Source organism: Bacillus sp. A01H (assembly GCF_045277205.1).
Lineage (GTDB): Bacteria > Bacillota > Bacilli > Bacillales > Bacillaceae_G > Bacillus_A > Bacillus_A paranthracis.
Genome location: NZ_CP117702.1, coordinates 4,641,712 through 4,664,860 on the forward strand (window position 1 = coordinate 4,641,712; position 23,149 = coordinate 4,664,860).

Consider the following 23,149-nt stretch of genomic DNA (forward strand, 5'->3'; position numbering starts at 1 on the left):
CCACTCGATATGGCTTGCTAATTTTATATATATTAAGGGAGGGAGAAAAAAATGATACAAGCTACTAGGAATTTTCAATAAGAACTTTTCATTTTATCATTCGGCTACTTTAAAAAGCGTTTAACTACAAAAGAAGAGCAAGCTTCTCAGCTTGCTCTTTACTTATGACGACGGTTTTTCCCGCCAATCGGTATTGGTTTCGCCAAATATTTAATTCGCTCCATAATACGAGCTGCTTTCATTTCTTCCGCTTCACCACGCTGCGTATATGTTAAATGATGTTCTAGTTGTTTAAAATCAAAGTTAGACGTAAAGAACGTCGGTAAGTTTTCTAACATACGGAATTGCAAAATTGCACCGAGTACATCATCACGCACAAAGCTTGACATCGCTTCTGCTCCAATATCATCTAACATTAAAACTTGTACGCGTTTCACCGCATCAATCTTTTCCCCAATCGAATTATCTTGAATTGAACTTTTAATTTCACGTAAAAATTCAGGGAAATATACGAGCATTGAACTTATTTTCTTTCGAGCAAGCTCATTCGCAATTGCTCCTAATAAATACGTTTTCCCTACACCAAATTTACCGTACAAATATAAACCTTGTACTTTTTTACCAGGTTCATATGTACTTAAAAATTCATTAGCTGCACCAATTGCATCAATACGCGCATCTAAATCTGAAGGGTCTAAGTTTTCCATCGTTGCTTGTAAAATATCAGTTGGCATATATACACTTTGAACGAGCTTTTCATATTTCTTCCTCTCGTCATATGCTACTTTTCTAACGCAACGATCATATTGAATATCAATCATCTTCCCTTGGATAACGAGCTTTGGCTCATATCCTTGCAGCATGTTTTTACACGAACCTAGATCCGGACAATCCGCGCAACCTACACTTTGTCCAATATATTCGTATAATTTCACAAGACTGCGTTCAATCATAGACGTTGTTACTTCCCCTTTATGTTCGTCTATAAATTCTTTCACACGCGGATGTGCCATTACTTCCGCCTTTAATACTTCATATCTATTTTTAAAATTTTCATTTTCCATTAACTTTGCAAATGAATTTTGAATATGCTCCATTTTCTCACCTCAAAGAGCGTTCATTCTCTTCTATTAATCACGCTTATATTTTTTTAACACTTCTTCTAATCGTTTTCGTTCGTCCTCTAACGTACTTGCACCTTTTTCAGCACTTACATCTTTTTTCACAGTTTCTTTCTCTTGTTCTTTCGGCTCTTCTTTCAGCCAATCTGGTACCATTTCTTTTCGTACCGTTTTCTTCGACGTACGGCCTTTCTTCTTCGTCTCAGCCCATTCTTGATATTGACGGTTTTCTTCTTTCGCTAACGCCATTGCTTCAGCTACTGTGCCGACCTTTTTACGTGCCCAATGTCCAGCAATCTTCTCCACATACGTTTTCGCAAGTTTCATATCTGAGCGTAGCATAACGTAATAAATAAGTACATTCACAACACCTGGCGTTAATTTTTGATTGATCATTACATCTTCAACGATTTGCAAGTCAGCCTTCGTTGCCTCTGCACCGCCAGAGATTTCTTTCAATAGTTGTTTTGGTGAGATTTCCTCTAACTGTTTGATTAACATCTCTTCTTGCGTAGAAGGCTCTTTTTCTTTCATCATACGTGCAGCGTGAGGCTGTACTCTTTCACTTAATACAGGTAACGCTTGTCCGTTTTCGAACTGATACCAATCACGCGCTCCTTTTCTAAGCCTTTCGATATCAATTGTCTGCAGCTCTGTCACCGCACCAAGAACGATATTTTGCATCGATAACACATCTACATCATACACGTAAGCAAGTGTAATGACACATTCTCGCACTTGATCTGTAATCGCCTTTTTAGGAACAAGAGCGGACAAGCCATCTACAAATAAGGAGAAATCAAAGAAATCATTCCAAACTTTTGGAGCGTCTCCCTTTTCATTACTTGGCATAGCTGTCGTTTTTGGAATACGAAGGTCTTCTTGCGCATGCTCAAGCTGCCCTGGATTAAACGAACCAAACACATCATTAAAAGAACGCGTAACATTTTCATAAGATGCAAAATCAAATTCTTCTTCTAAGAAATAATGCTTTACTTGATTATATTTTGTCCGACTCAATCGATTGTATAAAAAGATACTTAAAACAATATCATCAAAAAACTGCTTCGGAGATAAAGGTGGTTGCAGCTCATATATAAACATTCGAATATCTTTTTCTTTCTTAATATATACTTTCAAAAGTCCAATTGCCTCTAACTTTACTCGTTCCTCATATACTTCGGGAAGTTGCATTTGCATGGTCACCATAAGGGAATGATGCGTATTCTCTTTTCCAAATACACGATCTTGTTCTAACTCTCCCCATAGCGTCATGTACAAGCTAAAAGCTCTACTACCTATTAACGGCTGATATAACATCGTTAACACTTTTCGGTCGTAATTATGCAATAATCCTTTCGCACTTACTTTATAACGATCAATCGGCAATAGCTCCATCCATGACTGTTTTTCCATTCTTGCTTTCCTTTCTCTCATCCAATCTTCACTATATAATTTATTAGCGAAAAAGAGCTATTAGCTTTCGCTTCTAGCTCTCTTATCTCATTACTTACGGTATGTAAAGAGAATACGATACAGATTCTACTCTCTTTCTTTTTGCAGTATATCTTTTAATTCTTCAATAAATACATTTAAATCTTTAAATTGGCGATATACAGAAGCAAAACGCACGTAAGCAACATCATCGATATCACGTAGTTCTTCCATAACAATTTCACCAATCATATCACTTTTCACTTCTGATATACCTAAATTACGAAGTTCACGTTCCACACTTTGAGTTACTTCTTCTAATTGTCTTAAAGATACTGGTCTTTTTTCACACGCTTTAATTAAGCCACGTAAAATCTTTTCTTTATTAAACTCTTCTCGTGTTCCTTCTTTTTTTACAACGATAAGAGGTGACTCTTCCACTCTTTCAAATGTCGTAAAGCGGCTTAAACAGCTTTCACACTCTCTCCTTCTTCGAATAGAGCGCCCCTCGTCTACCGGACGCGAATCTAACACTCTTGTACCATTATGAGAACAGGATGGACAACGCAATATATTCACTCCTTTACACTATACTCTTTATTTTTTCTCTACTTACTTCATCTGACAATATATATACATTATTATATAACTCATTTTAACTCTCTTACCACTTTAAGTTTAAGCGCATTATTATCTCGTTTAAAAAAATACGATGATAGATGCGTTGTTAACTTATTCGTAAGAGCTCCATTTATTCAACTAACGAGTACATTATATTTTCCCTTTTTTATAAACTAAAAAAGAGGTGCATTATACACCTCTTTACATTTTAAATCAATTATGTTCTTTTTTAAAGAGCTTTTGTTTCTCTCTGCTTAATTTCGAAGCTACCAGTGCCTCGAGGAAGCTCGATGCTCTCACGCGTTTTCGCGTTTAAACCTTCTGCAATATATTCTGCAGCAACATTTGGATCAATACGATCCCCACAAGTATAAACATCAATACTTGCGTAACCGTGCTCCGGAAAGCTATGAATTGTTAAATGTGATTCCGAGATAATTACTACTCCACTTACACCTTGTGGTGCAAATTTATGGAAAGCAACCTCACGCACTTCAGCACCAGCTCTTAGTGCTGCATCCACAAATAATTGTTCAATATACGGCATGTCATTAAGCTTGTCGAAATCGCAATCCCAAAGTTCAGCGATCACGTGACGACCCATCGTATCCATAGTATCCATTCTACAGTTCCCCCTTGTAAATTTATTCTAACTGTTCGAATTGAAAACTAATTTGCAATTTGGCTTGCTCCACTACCACGGGGGAAAGTTAGTCCAGAGAGGTCCTAACCCTTTAAGTAGTGACTACGTACCTCAGCTCTTAAGTTTACGAGTGTTAGTATACTTTGTTTATTTTCATTTTGCAACAACAGTTTTTTCGATTTTCTGTCATATTTTCCTCTTTACTTTTCCCTAAAAAAAATAAATGATTCACAAATACAGTAACCCCAACGTTTCGTGGTATGTCCACTTTCAAAAATATACTCCTATAATTTTTTTCCTTTTCAGAAAAAAATAAAAAAAAGAGGGCAAATATTCCACTTGCCCTCTCCCTTATTCACTTAAATATGTTGCACATTTTCTTGCTTCGCTAATTCGTCAACAACTAACGTTACAAGATCTACAACACGACGAGAGTAGCCCCACTCGTTATCATACCAAGCCAGTACTTTCACTTTACGATCACCCATTACCATTGTAGATAAACCATCAATGATAGCTGAGTGTGTATTTGTATTAAAGTCAATAGATACTAAAGGCTCTTCGCTGAATTCTACAATGCCTTTTAACGCACCGTTTGCAACAGTTTTGAATGCATCGTTAATAGCTTCCACTGTCACATCACGTTTTACATCTACTACTAAGTCAACAAGAGACACGTTTGGCGTTGGTACACGAAGTGCCATACCATGAAGTTTCCCATTTAAATGTGGAAGAACTTTTGCTAGCGCTTTCGCAGCACCTGTCGTTGTCGGAATAATTGATTGTCCGCAAGCACGTGCTCTTCTTAAATCTTTATGTGGATTATCAATATTTTTTTGGTCATTTGTATAAGCGTGAACTGTCGTCATTAAACCGTTTTCAATTCCAAACTGCTCATCTAACACCTTCACAACAGGCGCTAAACAGTTTGTTGTACAAGATGCATTTGAAATAACAGTATGTTTTGTAATATCTAATTGGTCTTCGTTCACACCTACTACAATTGTTACATCTTCATTTTTACCAGGCGCTGTTAAAATAACTTTTTTCGCTCCAGCTTCAACGTGAAGAATTGCTTTTTCTTTTGAATTAAATTTACCAGTTGCTTCAATTACAACTTCAACACCTAAATCTGTCCAAGGCAATTCCTTTGGATCGCGGTTGTTTAAAAGGCGAATCATTTTCCCATCAACTAATAAGTGATCTTCAAATGCTTCTACTGTTCCGTCAAACTTGCCGTGAACTGTATCATATTTAATTAAATGTGCTAACGTTTCAGATGGATAGCTTGCATTGATTGCTACAATTTCGAATGCGCTTTCTTTTATTGCCTGACGAAATACCATTCTCCCAATACGTCCAAATCCATTAATTGCCACACGAGTCATAATATGTTATCCCCCTTGAATGCGTTATACTATTTATCTCCAATCCCAATAATAGTATAACACAAAAAGGGGATATGTCACTAAGCATTTTCATTAATTTCACAATTTTTTAGTCAATAATGTTCCATTTCTTTAAAATCCCCTGTAATTGTGTTTTCGTTCCCATAATTGTGCCATCATTATTTATCACTTCATCTGCATGTTTCACTTTTTCTTCTAACGGCATTTGAGATTGAATACGAGCTGTTGCTTCTTCTTCTGAAAAATTATTTCGCTTCATTAAACGTTCTAATTGCGTATGTGGCTTAACTGCTACAACTAAAACGCGGTCAACGAGACTTGTTAATTTACTTTCAAATAAGAGAGGAATATCTAACACAACCGCTTGCATACCTTCTTTTATGTACATTTCCTTTTGCCTATTCATTTCCTCACGCACTGCAGGATGAACAATTTTGTTTAACTGCAATCGTTTCTCTTCATTATAGAAAACGACACTTCCTAGTTTTGGACGATCTAGTTCTCCATCTTCTTGTAATACTTCTGTTCCAAATACTTCTACAATTTTGTTATATGCTGGCTTTCCTCGTTCTACAACTTCTCGCGCAATAATATCTGCATCAATAACTGGTATATTTAGCTCGCGAAACATTTGAGATACTGTACTTTTTCCACTTGCAATACCTCCCGTTAATCCAATTACTACTGTCATCATATAATCCTCCTCATAATAAAAGGCGCGAAACTAATGTTCCACGCCCGTACTTACATTTTCCAAATTCCAATAATAATGAGTAATACCCCAGGCAGGAATGTAAATTTTTGCAACCATTTCATATTTGATAAAACCGTTCCAAGTTTCATTCCAATAAATAAAAACAAAGAACTCATCACTGCAACTAATATCGCCATCATAGCAGGTGCATACCCTAATAAAGATGCACCAATTCCAGCACCAAATGAATCTACAGAAAGAGCGATACCAAGAAGTAACGCTTCTCCTGCAGAAATGGTGCCTGATTTATCGAAATCTGCTACAGTCGGTTTCCGTAAAATTTGAATGACTAACCCAAGCGAGGCAATCTCTAATTTCCATACCTTCTCCTCTTGCTTCGGTTCTTCTTTTTTCTCACTTCGAAAAAATTGGTATAATACCCAAATCCCTATTCCAATAAGAACAAGCCCACCGATACGCGTTGCGATAACAGGTGAAAATACTTTCGCGATCATATGTCCAATTCCCATTGAAACAAGCATAACAGCCGCTGAACACATCCCGATAATTACAATTGATCTTAGTGGAATTCTTACGCTTCTTAAACCATATGTTAGCCCTACACTACAGCTATCTAAGCTTAATGTAAAAGCTAATAAAATAAGAGATAAATAAAGGTACATCGGTAAGCTCCTCCCTTATACATAGCTCTGCTGTATGTATATGACAAATGCCTATCCGATGTTATCTCTTTTCTATATTCTCGGCTGACAAATCGGGCAATAATGCGTTCCTCTTCCGCCAACAACTGTTTTTTCTAATATCGTACCGCAAGTCACACACGGTTCTCCTTTTTTTCCATATACATTTAGCAGTTCTTGGAACGAACCAATTTGCCCTTGTGAGTTGATATACGTTCGAATTGTACTTCCGCCACGCTTCACTGCTTCACCTAACGTTGTAACAGTCGCCTCATAAATTCGCTCAATTTCTTCTACTGTTAAAGACGACGCTTCTCGTTCTGGATGAATTTGAGAACGGAATAAAACTTCATCTACATATATATTTCCAAGTCCTACCAAAAGACGCTGGTCTAATAATACAACTTTTATTTTACGATTTGTCTTTTGCAATCTCTCTTGTAAATACTGTGGTGTCAATTCAGCATCAAATGGCTCCGGACCTAAGTCAGCAAGAGGCATTTGATTCATTTCCTCACCTTTTTTAAAGAGATGCATCGTACCAAACTTTCTCACATCTTTATAATGTAATTCAGTTCCATCTGTAAATAAGAAACGGACGTGCGTATGCTTATCAATTGGCTCATCCTCTTGATGCAGTAAAAACTTACCTTCCATACGCAAATGTGAAACAATGACATAATTTGTTACATATAAAAGCAAAAACTTTCCTCTTCGCTTTATATTTTCAATCGTCTCGCCTTTTAGCATTTCTTTAAAGATTTCTGCATCATCCGGTCGTTTTACGATTTTCGGATAAGTAACAATAACATCTTCAATCGTTTTTCCTGTTACAAGATTTTCAAGTGTCCGTCTGACGTTTTCAACCTCTGGTAATTCAGGCATTTCATCACTTCCTTATTTTGCGTCGTACCAAGTTGGACCGTAAGAATAATCAACTTTCAACGGAACTGTAAGTTCAATTGCATGCTCCATTACTTCTGGTACAAGCTTCTCTAATTTTTCAATTTCTTCTTTTGGTGCTTCAAATATTAATTCATCGTGTACTTGCAATAGAAGACGCGCTTGTAATCCTTCTTCTTCTAAACGATCTGCCATAATAATCATCGCTTTTTTAATAATATCTGCTGCAGTACCTTGAATTGGTGTATTCATAGCTGTACGCTCAGCAAAGCTACGCAAGTTAAAATTACGACTCGTAATTTCCGGAATGTAACGGCGGCGATTTAATAATGTAGCTACATATCCTTTTTGTTTCGCATCTTTTACGATGTCATCCATGTATTCTTGTACACCAGGGAAACTTTCTAAATACTTTTCAATAAATTCCGCTGCTGCTTTTCTTGTAATTCCTAAGTTTTGTGAAAGACCATAATCACTAATACCATACACAATTCCGAAGTTAACAGCTTTCGCTTGTCGTCTCATATTTGAAGTTACTTCATCTTTTTCAACGCCAAATACATCCATAGCTGTTTTCGTATGAATATCCATGTCATGTTGGAACGCGTCGACTAGCCCTTTATCATTTGCAATATGAGCTAATACACGAAGTTCAATTTGTGAATAATCCGCTGCGTACATAATCCATCCTTCTTCTGATGGAACGAATGCCTGACGAATCTTTCTTCCTTCTTCTAATCGAATCGGGATATTTTGTAAGTTTGGATCCGTTGAACTTAATCGGCCCGTTTGCGTTAATACTTGATTGAAACGAGTATGGATTTTAGATGAATCTTCATGTACAACTTTTAATAAACCTTCAATATAAGTTGAATTTAGTTTCCCTAATTGACGGTAATGTAAAATGTTTGGAATAATTTCATGGTGATCCATCAGCTTGTCTAGTACATCAGCTGACGTAGAATAACCTGTTTTCGTCTTCTTAATAACCGGTAAGTTTAAATTCTCAAACAGAATAACACCAAGCTGCTTCGGTGAATTAATATTAAATTCTGTTCCTGCCAGCTTATAAATTTCCTGTTCCATTTCCTTTAATCTACCTGCAAGTTCTTCTCCCATATTACGAAGACGTTCTGTATCAACTTTTACACCTTTTACTTCCATATCAGCTAATACACGTGCAAGTGGTAATTCTAACTCTGTAAACAGTTCATATTGCTCATTCTTTTCTAACTCTTCAACGAATGTTTGCTTCACATCATATAATACATGCACTTTACGAGCTACATGCTCCGCTACTATCTCTAGCTCTGGAACAGCACGCTTCGCACCTTTTCCGTAAACTTCTTCATCAGATTTCACAGCATGTGTTTCTTTCATTTTCGCTACAGTACGGAAATCTTTATCTGTATCAGCCGGGTCAAGTAAGTAAGCAGCAATTAATAGATCAAAGTCAATCCCTTGCACATCTATACCGTTCCATTTCAGTGCAACGATCGCACGCTTCGCATCAAATGTATACTTTCTCATTTCTCCATCTGCAAGCCACTCTTTAAAAGCATCTGATTTAAGTGCAATGTCTGTCTGAATAAAGTAACATCCGTTTTCATTTTGAATACCGAAACCTTGAATATCTGCTTTATGATAATTATCTTCTTGTACTTCAACGATAAGCGCACTATCTTGCTGAAGCATTTCTTCTGTAACTTCTTCCACAATATCAAATGTAATATCATCTAATTCAGCTGGAGCCGTTTCTTCTGGAGTAACACCTAATTTATTTAAAAGAGATGTGAATCCTAAATTCTCGAACATTGGAATGACATCACTTGGCTCATATCCTTTATACTCCATATCATCCACATGCACAGTAATCGGTGCGTCTGTAATAATGGTTGCAAGATCTTTACTCATAAGAGCTTGGTCTTTATTTGCTTCCAGCTTTTCTTTTAATTTCTTCCCGCTTACTTGATCTATATTTTCATACACTTCTTCAACCGTTCCAAACTGTGTTAACAATTTAATCGCAGTTTTTTCACCAACTCCTGGTACACCTGGAATATTATCTGATTGGTCTCCCATTAAACCTTTCATATCGATAATTTGCTTCGGTGATAAGCTGTATTTCTCAAATAAAGCTTCTTTCGTATATTCATCTACTTCCGTAATCCCTTTTCGAGGAATACATACAAGCGTGTTATCAGAAACAAGTTGAAGTAAATCTTTATCTCCTGAAATAACTTTTACACTAGCTCCTTGTTCACTCGCTTCTTTCGCTAGCGTTCCCATAATGTCATCCGCTTCATAATTTTCTAATTCATAACGCGGTACATTGAATGCATCAAGCATCTCACGAATAAATGGGAATTGCTCTGATAACTCAGGCGGAGTCTTTTGACGTCCTCCTTTATACTCACTATACGTTTTGTGACGGAACGTTGTTTTACCCGCATCAAATGCAACTAACATATGCGTCGGTTTTTCTTCCTCTAATATTCTCATTAACATCATTGTAAAACCGTAAATTGCGTTCGTATGTATACCTTTGTCGTTATTTAAAAGCGGTAGTGCAAAGAAAGCACGATACGCGATATTATTACCATCTACTAATACGACCTTTTTTTCCAAATCAGAAACCTCCCCATACAAATTTGAAATGATTTTTTTCACAGAAAAAAACCGTTTCTTTCCTCTCTCTATATTAACATGACTAATAGAGAGAAGAAAAATAACGGTTATTTTCTTTCATATATAAAACAGACTTATATTGGCATAAAGGGAAGTGACGAGAATAGCTTAACTATTCTCGTCCAAAATTACTCCTTGGATGAAGGGGTTTTCATGTATTATATTAACAGAGCTTTATTAATATTTAATTAAGCCATTGTTAATATATTGTAAACATCCTTCATCCTATTTTTCAGTTGCTGATTTTGGTAAAACAACTGTAAAGGTTGTCCCTTCTCCTACTTCACTATCCACTGTAATCGTACCGTGATGGGCCTCGACTAAATGCTTTACGATTGATAACCCAAGACCTGTACCACCAGTATTTCTACTCCTCGCTTTATCCACTCGGTAAAAGCGTTCAAAAATACGTGGAATTTCATCTTTACTAATACCAATTCCAGTATCCGACACTTTTATATAAGCATTATATTTATCTTCTGCTAATTCTACAGAAACAACGCCTCCAGCCGGTGTATATACGATTGCGTTATTCATTAAATTAATAAAGATTTGCTGCAAACGACTTGGATCTCCAATGACAGAGACACGTTTTAATGCATTTACTTGTAAAGAGATTTCTTTTTCTCCCGCTTTATTATCAAGCACCATATGAATATCTTCAAGAAGTCCCTTCATATCAACGGTACCCATATTCAATTTAAATCCTTGTTGCTCAATCTTTGATAAATCTAATAAATCTTCAATTAATCCTTGCATACGTTCACTTTCTTTTAAAATAATATGCAAGAAATGCTCGCAGAATTTTTTATTATCCATAGCACCGTCTAAAAGTGTTTCTGAAAAACCTTTAATAGAAGTAATCGGCGTTTTTAGTTCATGAGAAACATTCGCTAAAAAGTCTTTTCTCATTTGTTCTAACTTTTTCAGCTCAGTAATGTCATGGAATACAAGGACAATCCCTTTCCATTCATGGTTCGTCCCGATAATCGGTGCTCCATATACCTCGAAATGCTTTCGCTCAATTCCAAGTGGCAATAACATTTGTTTGCGCACTTTCACTTCTGTCATAAAGATTTCTTCCACAAGCTCTATAATTTCCGGATGATGAAACGACTCATAATATAAACGATCTAAATATTCTTCATCTGTGACGTGGAAAGTTTCCTTATACGAACGGTTTACAAGGTTGATATAACCGCGGCTATCAATTAAAATCATTCCGCTTCCCATATTTTCAATTAACGTATGCAGACGATCTTGTTGCATTTCTTGCTCAAGTGTCATCTCTTGTAAATTACGAGCTAAAATATTAATCGCTTTACTTAACATTCCCGTTTCATCCGAATGACTTTCATAAGCGCGTGCTTTATAATTACCCTTCGCTAATTCGATGGCAACTTTCGTAACGGACTCAATCGGCCTAATATATTGCCCTGTAATTTTCATACCTAAAAATACGACTACAAGACACGCAATAACAAATCCGATAATTAATAATCCCCACGTTTTTTGATGAACGTCTTTCAAAGGCTCAATTGTGCTCTTCACAAAAATGTATCCTTGTTTCCCTGCTACATCTTGCACGAACACCGCATGGTAAAATTCATTATTTTGATCTGTTTCTTTCGTAATGACTTTATTTCTTTGTTTCGTTGTTTCAGAGGAAAGTTCTTTTATTATCCCTTGGCTAAAAGCAGACGGTTCTCCCCCGCTATATTGAACTTTCTTTTTCTCATCTACAAAGGCAATAGAAGCCTGAATTTTTTCTTCTAGCTTTTTAAATATATATGGATTTTTTAAAACATCATCAAAACCTTGTTCTTCTGCTAATACCGCAACATACTCTGTCTCTTTTACCATTCTCTCTTTCGCATGATCTATATAATAGTTTTCAAACACGGTTTCCAGCAATAAACCGAGTCCGACTAAAATAAAAACAATAAGAGAAACAAATGTAAAAAGAAGCCTGGAACGAAATTTATTCATCCCCTTTTGGCTCCTCTAATTTATATCCTAAACCACGTATCGTTTTAATGTACGTCGGTTTTTTCGTATTTTGTTCAATTTTATCGCGCAAATGGCTAATATGAACGTCAACAATTCGTGTATCACCAGCGAAATCATAATTCCATACAGCACTTAATAATTGATCACGCGTTAATACGCGACTTTTATTTTTCGCAAGATAAACAAGTAGTTCAAATTCTTTTGGTGTTAATTCAAGCTTTCTTCCTTGGAAATAAGCCTCATAAAACTCCGGTAAAATTTTAAGTTCAGCAATTGTAATGCTCTCTTCATCTGACGATTCTGTAACTTGCTCTTCTTGTTGTAATTTCGTGCGGCGTAAAATTGCCTTCACACGCGCAACAACTTCCCTTGGGCTAAATGGCTTCGTCATATAATCATCCGCCCCAAGTTCAAGACCTAGCACCTTATCAAACTCATCATCTTTTGCTGTCAACATTAAAATCGGCGTCATAACGCGCTGCAATCGTAATTCTTTACATACTTCCATACCATCCATTTTTGGAAGCATTAAATCTAATATAATTAAATCTGGACGTTCTGTTGTCGCTTTTTGAAGCGCCATTTCTCCATCCATCGCTGTTATCACTTCAAAACCAGCTTGTTGTAAATTAAATTCGATTAAAGTTAAGATAAACTCCTCATCATCAACTACTAAAATACGATTGTTCATTCTTTTCCTCCAAGTTATAGACTTGAAACCTTCTTCATCCTAGTATTTTCCCCGTTATTCTCATCATACTAGAAAACAAGGTCCCTCTCAATATAATTGTCTATTCATGGATTCGGATTGCGCAATTAACTTGTAGTGATCCATACTTTATACACTTCTATATCTTTATTAAATTCAATACTCGTATGGATATGATATTCTCGACTTTGCGCTAAGAAAAAGATACAGCGTACGCTATTTTATAATCTAGCGTTTCATATCCATCAAATAGTCTTCCATACATTTCATTCGCAACCCCGTCCGCCCATACTTCAGCTTCTCTTATCGTTTCAAAGATAACGTCTTCTCTCTTCCACTTCATCTTAAAAAAACCCTTTAATTGACTTTAATTACCAATTGATATATTATTAATTTTAATATATTAATAAATGCAATAAAGGAGCTATTATGCGAATATTACTATCTATTTTAACTTTATTAGTAACATGTTTCCTTACTTTTAACGTACCGAGCTGGGATACGATTAAAACGGGGTGTTCAGATTTTGCTGAAGGGTTCAAAGAGGGATTCTTCAACTAAAAATAGCGCTAGCCCCCTTATGAAAGGCATGCTAGCGCTATTCACATTTTCATGTTTTAAAAATTATCTAATGCTTTTTCCATAATAGAGACTGATTTGTAAGGTGGTGTTACTGTTAATGAGCCTTTCACAACAGTATCCCCTTTTTCATCATGAGCAGATACAAGCATATCAATTGTATGTTCCTCCTCAGAAACAGCCACAACTTCAAAGTGGATTTGTAACGTTTCATAATGGTGAACATGCTTCACGAACGTAAGGTCCTTTCTCGTAATATGACTACCTGGACCTGGTAAATATTTCGTAACTGCCGTTGTAATCATTCCAGTTAGCATAATGCTTGGTACAATCGGCTTTTCATACGGAGTTTGGGATGCGTAATCATGCTGAATATATAATGGATTGGCATCATTCGTTAACCCTAAGTACAATAACAAATCTTTATCCTCAATTTTTTCAGTGATAGATAATTTCTCTCCTACTGTAATTTCATCCATTTTACGACCAATTTGAACTTTTTTCTTTAACATGTTACAACCCCCTCCGATTTTTTCACCTTATTATCCTACTAAAAGCGATACTTGATCCGACATTTACTATGATGAGGGCAATGTATAGTATAAATCTACAGTTTCATTATAGGATATTACAAATGATAGCGTTTTCATGTTATTTCAAAAAAACATTTGTATAAATAGTAGAAAAAGATTCGGGGCCCCGAATCTTTTTCTACTTATATTTAATGATTAAACAAGAACCTTCATAACATTACGTACAGATTCTACAGAGCGATCTAACGCTTCTTTTTCATCTGCAAGAAGTTCTAATTCAATAATTTTTTCAATTCCGTTACCACCTAGAATTACTGGTACCCCTAAGTAAAGGTCACTATAACCGTATTCACCTTCAAGGTACGCAATAGCCGGTAATACACGGCGTTGATCTTTTAAGATTGCTTCTGTCATTTCAACTAAAGAAGCAGCTGGTGCGTAATATGCACTACCGTTTCCTAATAAGCCTACAATCTCGCCGCCACCTTTACGGGTACGTTCTACGATTGCTTCTAAACGCTCTTTCGGAATTAACGTTTCTAACGGAATGCCACCTGCATAAGAATAACGTACAAGAGGTACCATATCGTCACCGTGTCCACCAAGAACAAATCCTGTAATGTCTTTCACAGAAAGATTTAATTCTTGTGCGATGAATGTACGGAAACGAGCTGTATCTAATACGCCCGATTGACCGATAACACGCTCTTTCGGGAATCCAGCTTCTTTAAATACAGAATATGTCATTGCATCAACTGGATTTGTTAACACAACAATAATTGCATTTGGTGAATGTTTTGCAATGTCGCGCGTAATACTTTTCATAATTTTGGAGTTTGTTGCTACTAAATCATCACGGCTCATACCAGGCTTACGCGCAATACCTGCTGTAATCACAACAACGTCAGAATCAGCAGTATCTGCGTAATCAGATGTTCCAATAATGTTAGCATCAAAACCTTGTACTGGGCTCGCTTCTAACATATCTAACGCTTTCCCTTTTGTTGGATTTTCCAGCTGTGGAATGTCCACTAATACAACATCTGCAAGTTCTTTTTGTGCTAATAAGAATGCTGTTGTTGCTCCTGTAAATCCTGCACCGATGACTGAAACTTTCTTGCGTTTGATTGTCATAATTTACCCCCCACTTTAATTATGCGTTTTTGATTATCGCTACATCCATGTTTTTAATAAGTTCATTAGCGAACTCAGAACATTTCACTTCTGTTGCACCTTCCATTAAGCGTGCGAAATCATAAGTTACTACTTTTGAAGCAATTGTTTTCTCAACTGAAGCAGTTACTAATTTCGCAGCTTCGTTCCATCCTAAGTGTTCTAATAATAATACACCAGAAAGAAGAACTGAAGATGGGTTTACTTTATCTAAACCTGCATATTTTGGAGCTGTACCGTGCGTAGCTTCAAAGATAGCATGTCCAGTTACATAGTTAATGTTTGCACCAGGTGCAATACCAATTCCACCTACTTGTGCAGCAAGTGCATCAGAGATGTAGTCACCGTTTAAGTTCATTGTTGCAACAACATCGAACTCACGTGGACGAGTTAAAATTTGTTGTAAGAAGATGTCTGCAATAGAATCTTTTACGATGATTTTTCCAGCCACTTCAGCGTCTGCCATCGCTTTATTCGCTGCATCTTTGCCATCTTTCTCAACGATACGATCATATTCAGCCCAAGTAAATACTTTGTCGCCGAATTCTTGTTCCGCTACTTCGTAACCCCAGTTTTTGAAAGCACCTTCTGTAAATTTCATAATGTTTCCTTTATGAACTAATGTAACAGAAGAGCGTTTTTCGTTAATTGCATATTGAATTGCAGCACGAACAAGACGCTTTGTCCCTTCTTCTGAGATTGGTTTAATACCAATACCAGATGTTTCTGGGAAGCGGATTTTATTAACACCCATTGCTTCTTTTAAGAAAGCAAGAACTTTTTCTGCTTCTGGAGATCCTTGCGCATATTCAATTCCAGCATAAATGTCTTCTGTATTTTCACGGAAAATAACCATATCAGTATCTTCCGGACGTTTTACAGGTGAAGGAACACCTTCAAAATAACGAACTGGACGTAGACATACATATAAATCTAATTCTTGACGAAGTGCTACGTTTAGAGAACGAATACCACCGCCAACTGGAGTTGTAAGTGGACCTTTAATCGCGATTAAATATTCACGAATTAAATTTAAAGTTTCTTCTGGTAACCACTCGCCTGTTTGGTTGAATGCTTTTTCCCCTGCAAGCACTTCTTTCCAAACGATTTTCTTCTCACCATCATAAGCTTTTTCAACTGCTGCTTCTAGTACACGAGATGCAGCTGCCCAAATATCAGGACCAATTCCATCTCCTTCGATAAATGGAATAATCGGATTGTTTGGTACATTCATAACACCATTAGTTACAGTAATTTTTTCACCTGTCGTCAATGTGATAACCCCCATGTTTGAAATTTCATATGTATGAAACTGAGGGAATAACCCCTCAGTTCAAACCGTTAGTCAAATTAAAATATTCTAATCATTACATCTTTCCGAAAAAATCAGACTTTTGAAAGCGTATTTTCACTATCGAAATAGTGTTATTCGCTTATCGTTGTGCAATTGGAACATACACTTGATGTGTTGGTCCATTATAATCAGCACGCGGACGGATTAAACGGTTATTTTCATATTGTTCTAGAATATGAGCTAACCAGCCTGACATACGGCTAATTGCAAAAATAGGTGTAAATAAGTCATGGTCAATTCCTAAACAATGGTATACAGAAGCTGAATAGAAATCAACATTTGGTGGAAGACCTTTTTCTTTTGTTACAATGTCTTCAATTTTGATAGACATATTATACCATTTCTCTTCTCCTAAAAGCACGCATAATCTCTTAGACATTTCGCGTAAATGTTTTGCACGCGGATCACCCTGCTCATATACACGGTGGCCAAAGCCCATGATTTTCACTTTATTTTGAAGAGCATTATGAATATATGATTCTACATTTTCTTCTTCGCCAATTTCAGTTAACATCTTCATTACATTTTCATTTGCCCCACCGTGAAGAGGACCTTTTAACGCACCGATTGCTGCTGTAATGCCAGAATATACATCTGAAAGTGTAGCTACACAAACGCGTGCAGTAAATGTAGAAGCGTTTAACTCATGATCTGCGTGAAGTACAAGCGCCTTATCAAAAGCTTCAATTTCAACTTCATTTGGCTCGCGATCATTTAACATGTACAAGAAGTTTGCAGCTAATGATAAATCATTTCTAGGCTCAACAACATCTAAACCTTTACGGATTCTTGCGTAAGCAGCAACTAAAGTACCCACTTGAGCCTGTAATTTAACCGCTTTCAAATAATTGGACTTTTCATCCATAATTTCAGCGCTCTCATCGTATAATGATAGCATGGAAATTGCAGTTCGTAAAACAGACATCGGATGTGCGATTTTTAAATCTACTTGTTTCAAATATGCTAAAATCTCACCTGGAACTTTATAGTATTCCGATACAATCTCATTAAATTTCGCTAGTTCTTGCTCGTTAGGAAGCTTGCGATGCCATAATAAGTACACTACTTCTTCAAATGTAGCATTCTCAGCTAAATCATCAATATTATACCCAACATAAGTTAATGTATCATCAATAATAGAGCTCACAGATGATGTTGTTGCTACTACCCCTTCTAAACCTCGAATAACAGTCATGACATTCTCTCCTTTTCCTGAAAATTCTCCCAACCTTGCTTCTTATATCTATTTGCTCCCCTTTTGAATTATGAACGCCCGTTCACTCTTTAGGCAAGCAAAATGCACGATCATGCAAATTTGTTGCGATGTTCCCCTCTTATTGTCCATTGTCTACATGGAAAGCATGAGCGTGAATGTCTCCCCGAATCCTCACGCTCAAAACAACAAGTTAGTGAGGAAAATGAATTCCGAAGAGTTTTATGATAAAAACAACATAAAACAATATCATTATAAAATTGTTTTATGTTGTTTTTATTTTATCTGGTGTAAAGTCTCTGCTGTTATGTAACTTTTCAAAGTTTCTAATCCTATTATAAACAATTATCTGACTTTTGTGAACAGAAAGAATTCAAAAATTTTATATTACTATAAAATTCCTTATTTAAACATCTGTATAATACTCATTACTGCATAGGCAATTCCAGCCCCAATTAATGGACCTACAGCGACCCCATTAAATAAAGCAACTGCTATAATTGTCCCGAAAACGAGCGCAGTTGTAATATGAGGATCTGTCGTTAATAATTGTACGCCACCTTTTGCTAACAGAGCAACTGCTACCCCTGAAGCTAAAGCAATCCATGCATAATACGATTTCGCTGCTTCTCCAAGTTGCTTAAATCCTATTTCCCCCGTCGCAATCGGTACGAGTACTGCTATTGTAATAACCGTAACACCGAGGTTAATCCCTTTCGTTTGTAGATAAGGAAAGACTTTATCCCCTAGAAATGTAAATTTTAATAGAAATAACACACCAATAGCTACAGTAAGCGATTGGTTTTTCGCAATAAGTCCTATAATAAGTAGTATGAATAAAAATAACGTTGACTGACTAATCATGTTTGCACTTCCTTTCTGAAAATAATGAACTCATTTCCAAACAAAAATACCTTTAAACCTATCGTTATACATGCTATATCGATGCCTATTCAACATGAATCACTTCATTTTTTTACGCATTTTAAAATGACAAACTGAGACTTTCACCATCCAAATGTAAGCATGTATACATTTTAAAAAACGGGCGTCTCTCCTTTCTTTTCTAATTAGAAACAGGTAAAATAAAAAGAAGAGAAAATGAAGTTTTTACCATATAGTAGAAGCATCAACACCAAGCTTTCACAGTCACTCACATACTGAAAAAGCAGGAAAATCCATCATTCCACTATAACATAAAGTGAAACTTTAATCAGTGGGGCACACTCGTTATAAGTTGAACGAATTAGGATAATCCAAATTGGAATGGGAGGTATACATCTTTGAATCGAAACTTACTATATATGATATTGCGACTCGTATTTGTCATTGTAGCGACGGTAGCCGGGTTCTATGCATTACTATATATGTCAGGACTTATCTATCCTTTTATTATCGCTTTCGCATTTGCTTATTTAATTAATCCTGTCGTCAATTTCCTGAATCAAAAACTACAATTTCCTCGCGCACTCGCAGTACTCGTTAGCTTAATTCTCGTATTTGGAGCTATCGTCGGACTCGTTACATATCTTGTAACAGAAGCAATATCTGCCACAACATACTTACTACAACTTGTTACAGTAAAATTTCCGGATATCGTTGCATTCGCTCAGCAGTTTGCACTTAATCATATTATGCCTCTCTACGATGATTTAATCTCTAAATTTAATCATCTTGGGGAACCGCAGCGCTATACGATTACACAAAACATTCAAAACTTAGGAACCGAAGCAACGACGCAAATGAAAGAACTTTTAACCGCTATTATAAGCGGGTTAACAAATTTCATTAGTGCACTACCAACTACTTTAACTGTACTTGTATTCGTTTTATTAGCCACTTTCTTCATTAGTTACGATTGGCATCGTCTTGCTCAGAAAGTAAGAAAGTTTTTGCCCAACCGTGTTCATGGCTATGGAAAAACTATTTTTGTGGATTTAAGAAAAGCTTTATTCGGTTTTGTTAAAGCGCAACTTACACTCGTATCTATGACAACTGTTATTGTACTAATCGGACTTTTAATATTACGCGTACCATACGCCATTACTATCGCGATTATTACAGGGGTTGTAGATTTACTCCCGTATTTAGGAACAGGAGCTGTCTTCGTTCCTTGGGTTATATACGTATTTTTCACTGGCGACACTGCTTTTGCCATCGGTCTTCTCATTTTATACATCGTCGTGATTGTCCAAAGACAAATTATGGAGCCAAAGGTACTTTCATCTAATATCGGCCTTGATCCATTAGCAACACTGATTGCTCTATTTGTCGGCTTTAAGCTCTTTGGCTTCTTAGGATTAATCATCGGTCCAGTCACCTTAGTACTACTTAATACATTGCACAAAGCTCGTGTATTCCATGATTTGTGGAAATATATTAAAGGCTCACCTTCAAAATAATAGTTTCTAATTCATACACAACAAAAAACTTACATGTAATCAGTGGGAAATTCCCACTGATTATTCCTTGTACTTATTTTTCATACTCATTACATAAAACAAGAGAATTGCACTCAAAAAAGATAATTCTCTTGTTTTTTTGCATAAAAAACGCATATTTTGTGGTGTTTTTACATATTTATTCTATTAATTTTATAATTATTACTTACATTTATTACTTTTTATGTAAATGAATAAATATACAAAATAGCACAGAATAAGACTTAAACTGACCATTTCCCTGCTCTTATTTAACTTTTTTCGTTCCAATTCATTCTTTTACATACAAAAACAATCTTAAGTTCAGATTCCCACTTTAAACACACTGATTAAGAGCTAATAACTCCTCAAATCGAAAAAATACACAACAAATACAACAAAGTAAAACTTTAATCTACAAGGATCCTATCCCCATCGATTATTAACCGTCACATTCGCCGCATATTAAAACACATCTTTCATTAACTGAACTTTAACCACTCTCTCATCCTTTTACAGACAAAAAAATAGTGCTTAGATTGCTATAATCTAAGCACTATTTCTGCACAATAATAGTTGAGTTTTTTCTAAACTTCCATTCCATCCACTTCATAACAAACGGCTTCATTAAAGCCCTCGTCATAGGGATAACAAAGATGAAACCTATTATATCCGTTACATATCCAGGAAGCACTAAAAGAATACCCCCTACAAAGATAAAAATACCATCTAAAACCGCTGCTCCTGGCATTTCTCCTCTATTCAACTTAGATTGAATCTCTCCAAGTACTTTAAACCCTTGTCTTTTCGCCAAATACACACCTACAACGCCTGTAAATACGATCATAGCGAACGTAGACCACAAACCTATTACATGACTCGATCCAATTAAGACTGTAATCTCAATAGCCGGTATTAATATAAACAAGAATAGTAACCACTTCATAGTTCTACACTCCTTTCATATCCTATCACTTTAAACACCCTCACAACGTCCATATACACCATATAAAAGCTAAACGCACTTTCCCATCAAACTTCATAACAAACAGCTTTTAAAAGCAATTTCAGACGTTTAAAGCTAGTTTCACCTCATTTTTGTGTAAAAAAAAAGAGAAGGACTCCGATCCTTCTCTCCGTATTACTTATAGCACTTCCGCATGTCCATTATAAACAATTCCGCGTGCTGCATCAACTGTTACTTCTTGGCCATTTTTTAAAGTTGCTGTTACGCCGTTTACACCAACGATAACAGGAATACCGATTGATACACCTACAACAGCCGCATGGCTTGTTAGGCCGCCTTCTTCTACAACTAGAGCAGCAGCTTTTTCAATTGCAGGAATCATATCTTTATCAGTGCTTGTTGTAACAAGGATATCACCTTCGTTTACGTTTGCTACAGCTTCAGCAGCTGTTTTCGCTACAACTACTTTACCTTTTGCAGCTTTACGACCGATTCCTTGTCCTTTAGCAACTTCTTCACCAACAACGTGGATTTTCATTAAGTTTGTTGTACCAGTTTCAGCAACTGGAACACCAGCAGTGATTACTACAGTGTCTCCAAGTCCGATTAGACCTGCATCCATACCTGTTTGAATCGCTGTATCTAACATTTCGTCAGTAGAAGCTGCACGCTTCTCAGCCATAAATGCTTGTACACCCCAAACAAGTGCAAGACGACGTCCTACTTGCTCGTCAGATGTTACAGCTACGATTGGAGATTTTGGACGGTATTTAGAGATCATTTTCGCAGTATATCCACTTTCTGTTGGAGCTACGATTGCAGCTACATCAAGAGCAAGTGCTGTATGCGCAACAGATTGGCTAATTGCATCTGTAATTGTTGGAGTGAACTCTTTAATACGTTTTTTGAACATATCTTCATATTGTAATGATTTTTCAACACGTACTGCAATGTTAGCCATCATTGTTACTGCTTCTACTGGGTATTGTCCAGCAGCTGTTTCACCTGAAAGCATGATTGCGTCTGTACCATCGAAGATTGCGTTAGCTACGTCACTTGCTTCCGCACGAGTTGGACGTGGGTTACGTTGCATAGAATCTAACATTTGTGTTGCAGTAATAACTGGTTTACCTAACACGTTACATTTTTTGATTAGACGTTTTTGTACTAATGGTACTTCTTCTGGTGGAATTTCTACACCCATATCACCACGAGCTACCATTAAACCGTCAGAAACCTCTAAGATTGAATCGATGTTGTCGATACCCTCTTGGTTTTCGATTTTTGGTACGATTTGGATGTATTGAGCGTTATGCTCTTCTAGTAATTCACGGATTTCTAATACGTCAGCTGCTTTACGTACGAATGAAGCTGCGATGAAATCAACTTTTTGCTCGATACCGAAGATGATATCTTTTACGTCTTTTTCAGTGATACCAGGAAGCTTAATGCTTACGTTTGGTACGTTAACACCTTTTTTATTTTTTACAGTTCCGCTGTTAAGAACTTTTGTACGGATGTTTCCGTCAGCTTTTTCGATTACTTCTAGCTCGATAAGACCGTCATCGATTAGAATACGAGAACCTGGGTTTACATCGTCATAAAGACCAGCATAAGATACAGAGAACTTCTCTGCAGTACCTAATACTTGCTCAGTAGAAATAACTACTTCTGCACCTGTCACAAGCTCAGCTTGTCCGTCTACGAAGTCGTGAGTACGGATTTCTGGACCTTTTGTATCAAGTAAGATACCAACTGTTTTACCAGTTTTCTTTGAAGCTTCACGAATGTTTTTAATACGAGCGCCGTGTTCTTCATGGCTACCATGAGAGAAGTTTAAACGAGCAACGTTCATACCTGCTTCGATTAATTGCTCTAATTTTTCAATACTTTCACTAGCAGGACCTATAGTACATACAATTTTAGTTTTACGCATATTGCACCTCCGAAAATTATGAAACCGTTCCCAAATATCCG

General features: G+C 36.4%; 20 protein-coding genes and 1 pseudogene. 2 read left to right on the forward strand and 19 right to left on the reverse strand.

The genetic code is table 11. The features are described 5' to 3' along the window. Nucleotides 1–158 precede the first annotated feature (158 nt). The 12 genes and pseudogenes from dnaI to PSR14_RS24665 form a co-directional block, all read right to left on the reverse strand. Nucleotides 159–1,097: a primosomal protein DnaI gene (dnaI, locus tag PSR14_RS24610; protein WP_000400101.1), complete on the reverse strand. Its 939-nt coding sequence runs from the start codon at nucleotides 1,095–1,097 to the stop codon at nucleotides 159–161. A 33-nt stretch (nucleotides 1,098–1,130) separates the two neighbouring features. Beyond that, nucleotides 1,131–2,537 carry a replication initiation and membrane attachment family protein gene (locus PSR14_RS24615; RefSeq protein WP_000415041.1) on the reverse strand — a complete coding sequence of 469 codons (1,407 nt, stop codon included), beginning with the start codon at nucleotides 2,535–2,537 and terminating at the stop codon, nucleotides 1,131–1,133. 126 nt (nucleotides 2,538–2,663) lie between these two features. Next, complete coding sequence (gene nrdR, locus PSR14_RS24620; RefSeq protein ID WP_001203687.1) at nucleotides 2,664–3,125, reverse strand: transcriptional regulator NrdR; 462 nt, start codon at nucleotides 3,123–3,125, stop codon at nucleotides 2,664–2,666. A gap of 280 nt (nucleotides 3,126–3,405) precedes the next feature. After that, complete coding sequence (gene speD / locus PSR14_RS24625) at nucleotides 3,406–3,789, reverse strand: adenosylmethionine decarboxylase (RefSeq protein ID WP_002003660.1); 384 nt, start codon at nucleotides 3,787–3,789, stop codon at nucleotides 3,406–3,408. Nucleotides 3,790–4,178: 389 nt separating this feature from the next. Continuing rightward, complete coding sequence (locus PSR14_RS24630; protein WP_000198972.1) at nucleotides 4,179–5,207, reverse strand: glyceraldehyde-3-phosphate dehydrogenase; 1,029 nt, start codon at nucleotides 5,205–5,207, stop codon at nucleotides 4,179–4,181. Between the two features lie 109 nt (nucleotides 5,208–5,316). Continuing rightward, a complete protein-coding gene (gene coaE / locus PSR14_RS24635) occupies nucleotides 5,317–5,919 on the reverse strand; it encodes a dephospho-CoA kinase (protein WP_000219295.1) in 603 nt (200 codons plus the stop codon). A gap of 53 nt (nucleotides 5,920–5,972) precedes the next feature. Beyond that, nucleotides 5,973–6,605 (reverse strand): sporulation membrane protein YtaF, encoded by a 633-nt coding sequence (gene ytaF / locus PSR14_RS24640; protein ID WP_000281751.1) that lies wholly within the window; start codon nucleotides 6,603–6,605, stop codon nucleotides 5,973–5,975. 72 nt (nucleotides 6,606–6,677) lie between these two features. Continuing rightward, nucleotides 6,678–7,508, reverse strand: coding sequence for a DNA-formamidopyrimidine glycosylase (gene mutM, locus PSR14_RS24645; protein WP_001114483.1), 831 nt, complete (start codon nucleotides 7,506–7,508; stop codon nucleotides 6,678–6,680). A gap of 12 nt (nucleotides 7,509–7,520) precedes the next feature. Then, nucleotides 7,521–10,154 (reverse strand): DNA polymerase I, encoded by a 2,634-nt coding sequence (polA, locus tag PSR14_RS24650; protein WP_048557714.1) that lies wholly within the window; start codon nucleotides 10,152–10,154, stop codon nucleotides 7,521–7,523. A 285-nt stretch (nucleotides 10,155–10,439) separates the two neighbouring features. Continuing rightward, entirely contained in the window at nucleotides 10,440–12,203 is a 1,764-nt protein-coding gene (gene phoR, locus PSR14_RS24655; RefSeq protein ID WP_001032115.1) for a sensory box histidine kinase PhoR, read from the reverse strand. After that, complete coding sequence (gene phoP / locus PSR14_RS24660) at nucleotides 12,196–12,915, reverse strand: two-component system response regulator PhoP (RefSeq protein WP_001065225.1); 720 nt, start codon at nucleotides 12,913–12,915, stop codon at nucleotides 12,196–12,198. Before phoP ends, phoR begins: the two co-directional genes overlap by 8 nt. Before the next feature lie 125 nt (nucleotides 12,916–13,040). Beyond that, nucleotides 13,041–13,276: pseudogene (locus PSR14_RS24665) on the reverse strand (hypothetical protein). 86 nt (nucleotides 13,277–13,362) lie between these two features. On the opposite strand from PSR14_RS24665, the gene PSR14_RS24670 reads away from it, so the two are divergent. Continuing rightward, nucleotides 13,363–13,494, forward strand: coding sequence for a hypothetical protein (locus tag PSR14_RS24670; RefSeq protein WP_002022497.1), 132 nt, complete (start codon nucleotides 13,363–13,365; stop codon nucleotides 13,492–13,494). A gap of 56 nt (nucleotides 13,495–13,550) precedes the next feature. Here the strand turns inward: PSR14_RS24670 and PSR14_RS24675 are convergent, their stop codons facing one another. The 5 genes from PSR14_RS24675 to PSR14_RS24695 form a co-directional block, all read right to left on the reverse strand. Further along, nucleotides 13,551–14,024: a MaoC/PaaZ C-terminal domain-containing protein gene (locus PSR14_RS24675; RefSeq protein ID WP_000914178.1), complete on the reverse strand. Its 474-nt coding sequence runs from the start codon at nucleotides 14,022–14,024 to the stop codon at nucleotides 13,551–13,553. A 216-nt stretch (nucleotides 14,025–14,240) separates the two neighbouring features. Next, nucleotides 14,241–15,179, reverse strand: coding sequence for a malate dehydrogenase (gene mdh / locus PSR14_RS24680; RefSeq protein ID WP_000153232.1), 939 nt, complete (start codon nucleotides 15,177–15,179; stop codon nucleotides 14,241–14,243). Nucleotides 15,180–15,198: 19 nt separating this feature from the next. Continuing rightward, nucleotides 15,199–16,491: an NADP-dependent isocitrate dehydrogenase gene (gene icd / locus PSR14_RS24685; protein ID WP_000206898.1), complete on the reverse strand. Its 1,293-nt coding sequence runs from the start codon at nucleotides 16,489–16,491 to the stop codon at nucleotides 15,199–15,201. 160 nt (nucleotides 16,492–16,651) lie between these two features. Next, nucleotides 16,652–17,800, reverse strand: coding sequence for a citrate synthase (citZ, locus tag PSR14_RS24690; protein ID WP_000503660.1), 1,149 nt, complete (start codon nucleotides 17,798–17,800; stop codon nucleotides 16,652–16,654). 387 nt (nucleotides 17,801–18,187) lie between these two features. Beyond that, nucleotides 18,188–18,649, reverse strand: a complete 462-nt coding sequence (locus PSR14_RS24695; protein WP_000625507.1) for a DUF441 domain-containing protein — start codon at nucleotides 18,647–18,649, stop codon at nucleotides 18,188–18,190. Between the two features lie 419 nt (nucleotides 18,650–19,068). On the opposite strand from PSR14_RS24695, the gene ytvI reads away from it, so the two are divergent. Further along, a complete protein-coding gene (gene ytvI / locus PSR14_RS24700; RefSeq protein ID WP_001081397.1) occupies nucleotides 19,069–20,187 on the forward strand; it encodes a sporulation integral membrane protein YtvI in 1,119 nt (372 codons plus the stop codon). Between the two features lie 574 nt (nucleotides 20,188–20,761). Here the strand turns inward: ytvI and PSR14_RS24705 are convergent. Together PSR14_RS24705 and pyk are read right to left on the reverse strand one after the other, a co-directional pair. Further along, nucleotides 20,762–21,151 (reverse strand): FxsA family protein, encoded by a 390-nt coding sequence (locus tag PSR14_RS24705; RefSeq protein ID WP_061535701.1) that lies wholly within the window; start codon nucleotides 21,149–21,151, stop codon nucleotides 20,762–20,764. Nucleotides 21,152–21,350: 199 nt separating this feature from the next. Then, nucleotides 21,351–23,108 (reverse strand): pyruvate kinase, encoded by a 1,758-nt coding sequence (gene pyk, locus PSR14_RS24710; RefSeq protein WP_001232661.1) that lies wholly within the window; start codon nucleotides 23,106–23,108, stop codon nucleotides 21,351–21,353. Nucleotides 23,109–23,149 lie beyond the last annotated feature (41 nt).

Bases quoted from the DNA above. Each gene is read 5' to 3' on its own strand.
- dnaI (WP_000400101.1), bottom strand. From the start codon at position 1,097: ATGGAGCATATTCAAAATTCATTTGCAAAGTTAATGGAAAATGAAAAT.
- PSR14_RS24615 (WP_000415041.1), bottom strand. From the start codon at position 2,537: ATGGAAAAACAGTCATGGATGGAGCTATTGCCGATTGATCGTTATAAA.
- speD (WP_002003660.1), bottom strand. From the start codon at position 3,789: ATGGATACGATGGGTCGTCACGTGATCGCTGAACTTTGGGATTGCGAT.
- PSR14_RS24630 (WP_000198972.1), bottom strand. From the start codon at position 5,207: ATGACTCGTGTGGCAATTAATGGATTTGGACGTATTGGGAGAATGGTA.
- coaE (WP_000219295.1), bottom strand. From the start codon at position 5,919: ATGACAGTAGTAATTGGATTAACGGGAGGTATTGCAAGTGGAAAAAGT.
- ytaF (WP_000281751.1), bottom strand. From the start codon at position 6,605: ATGTACCTTTATTTATCTCTTATTTTATTAGCTTTTACATTAAGCTTA.
- mutM (WP_001114483.1), bottom strand. From the start codon at position 7,508: ATGCCTGAATTACCAGAGGTTGAAAACGTCAGACGGACACTTGAAAAT.
- phoR (WP_001032115.1), bottom strand. From the start codon at position 12,203: ATGAATAAATTTCGTTCCAGGCTTCTTTTTACATTTGTTTCTCTTATT.
- phoP (WP_001065225.1), bottom strand. From the start codon at position 12,915: ATGAACAATCGTATTTTAGTAGTTGATGATGAGGAGTTTATCTTAACT.
- PSR14_RS24670 (WP_002022497.1), top strand. From the start codon at position 13,363: ATGCGAATATTACTATCTATTTTAACTTTATTAGTAACATGTTTCCTT.
- PSR14_RS24675 (WP_000914178.1), bottom strand. From the start codon at position 14,024: ATGTTAAAGAAAAAAGTTCAAATTGGTCGTAAAATGGATGAAATTACA.
- mdh (WP_000153232.1), bottom strand. From the start codon at position 15,179: ATGACAATCAAACGCAAGAAAGTTTCAGTCATCGGTGCAGGATTTACA.
- PSR14_RS24695 (WP_000625507.1), bottom strand. From the start codon at position 18,649: ATGATTAGTCAGTCAACGTTATTTTTATTCATACTACTTATTATAGGA.
- PSR14_RS24705 (WP_061535701.1), bottom strand. From the start codon at position 21,151: ATGAAGTGGTTACTATTCTTGTTTATATTAATACCGGCTATTGAGATT.
- pyk (WP_001232661.1), bottom strand. From the start codon at position 23,108: ATGCGTAAAACTAAAATTGTATGTACTATAGGTCCTGCTAGTGAAAGT.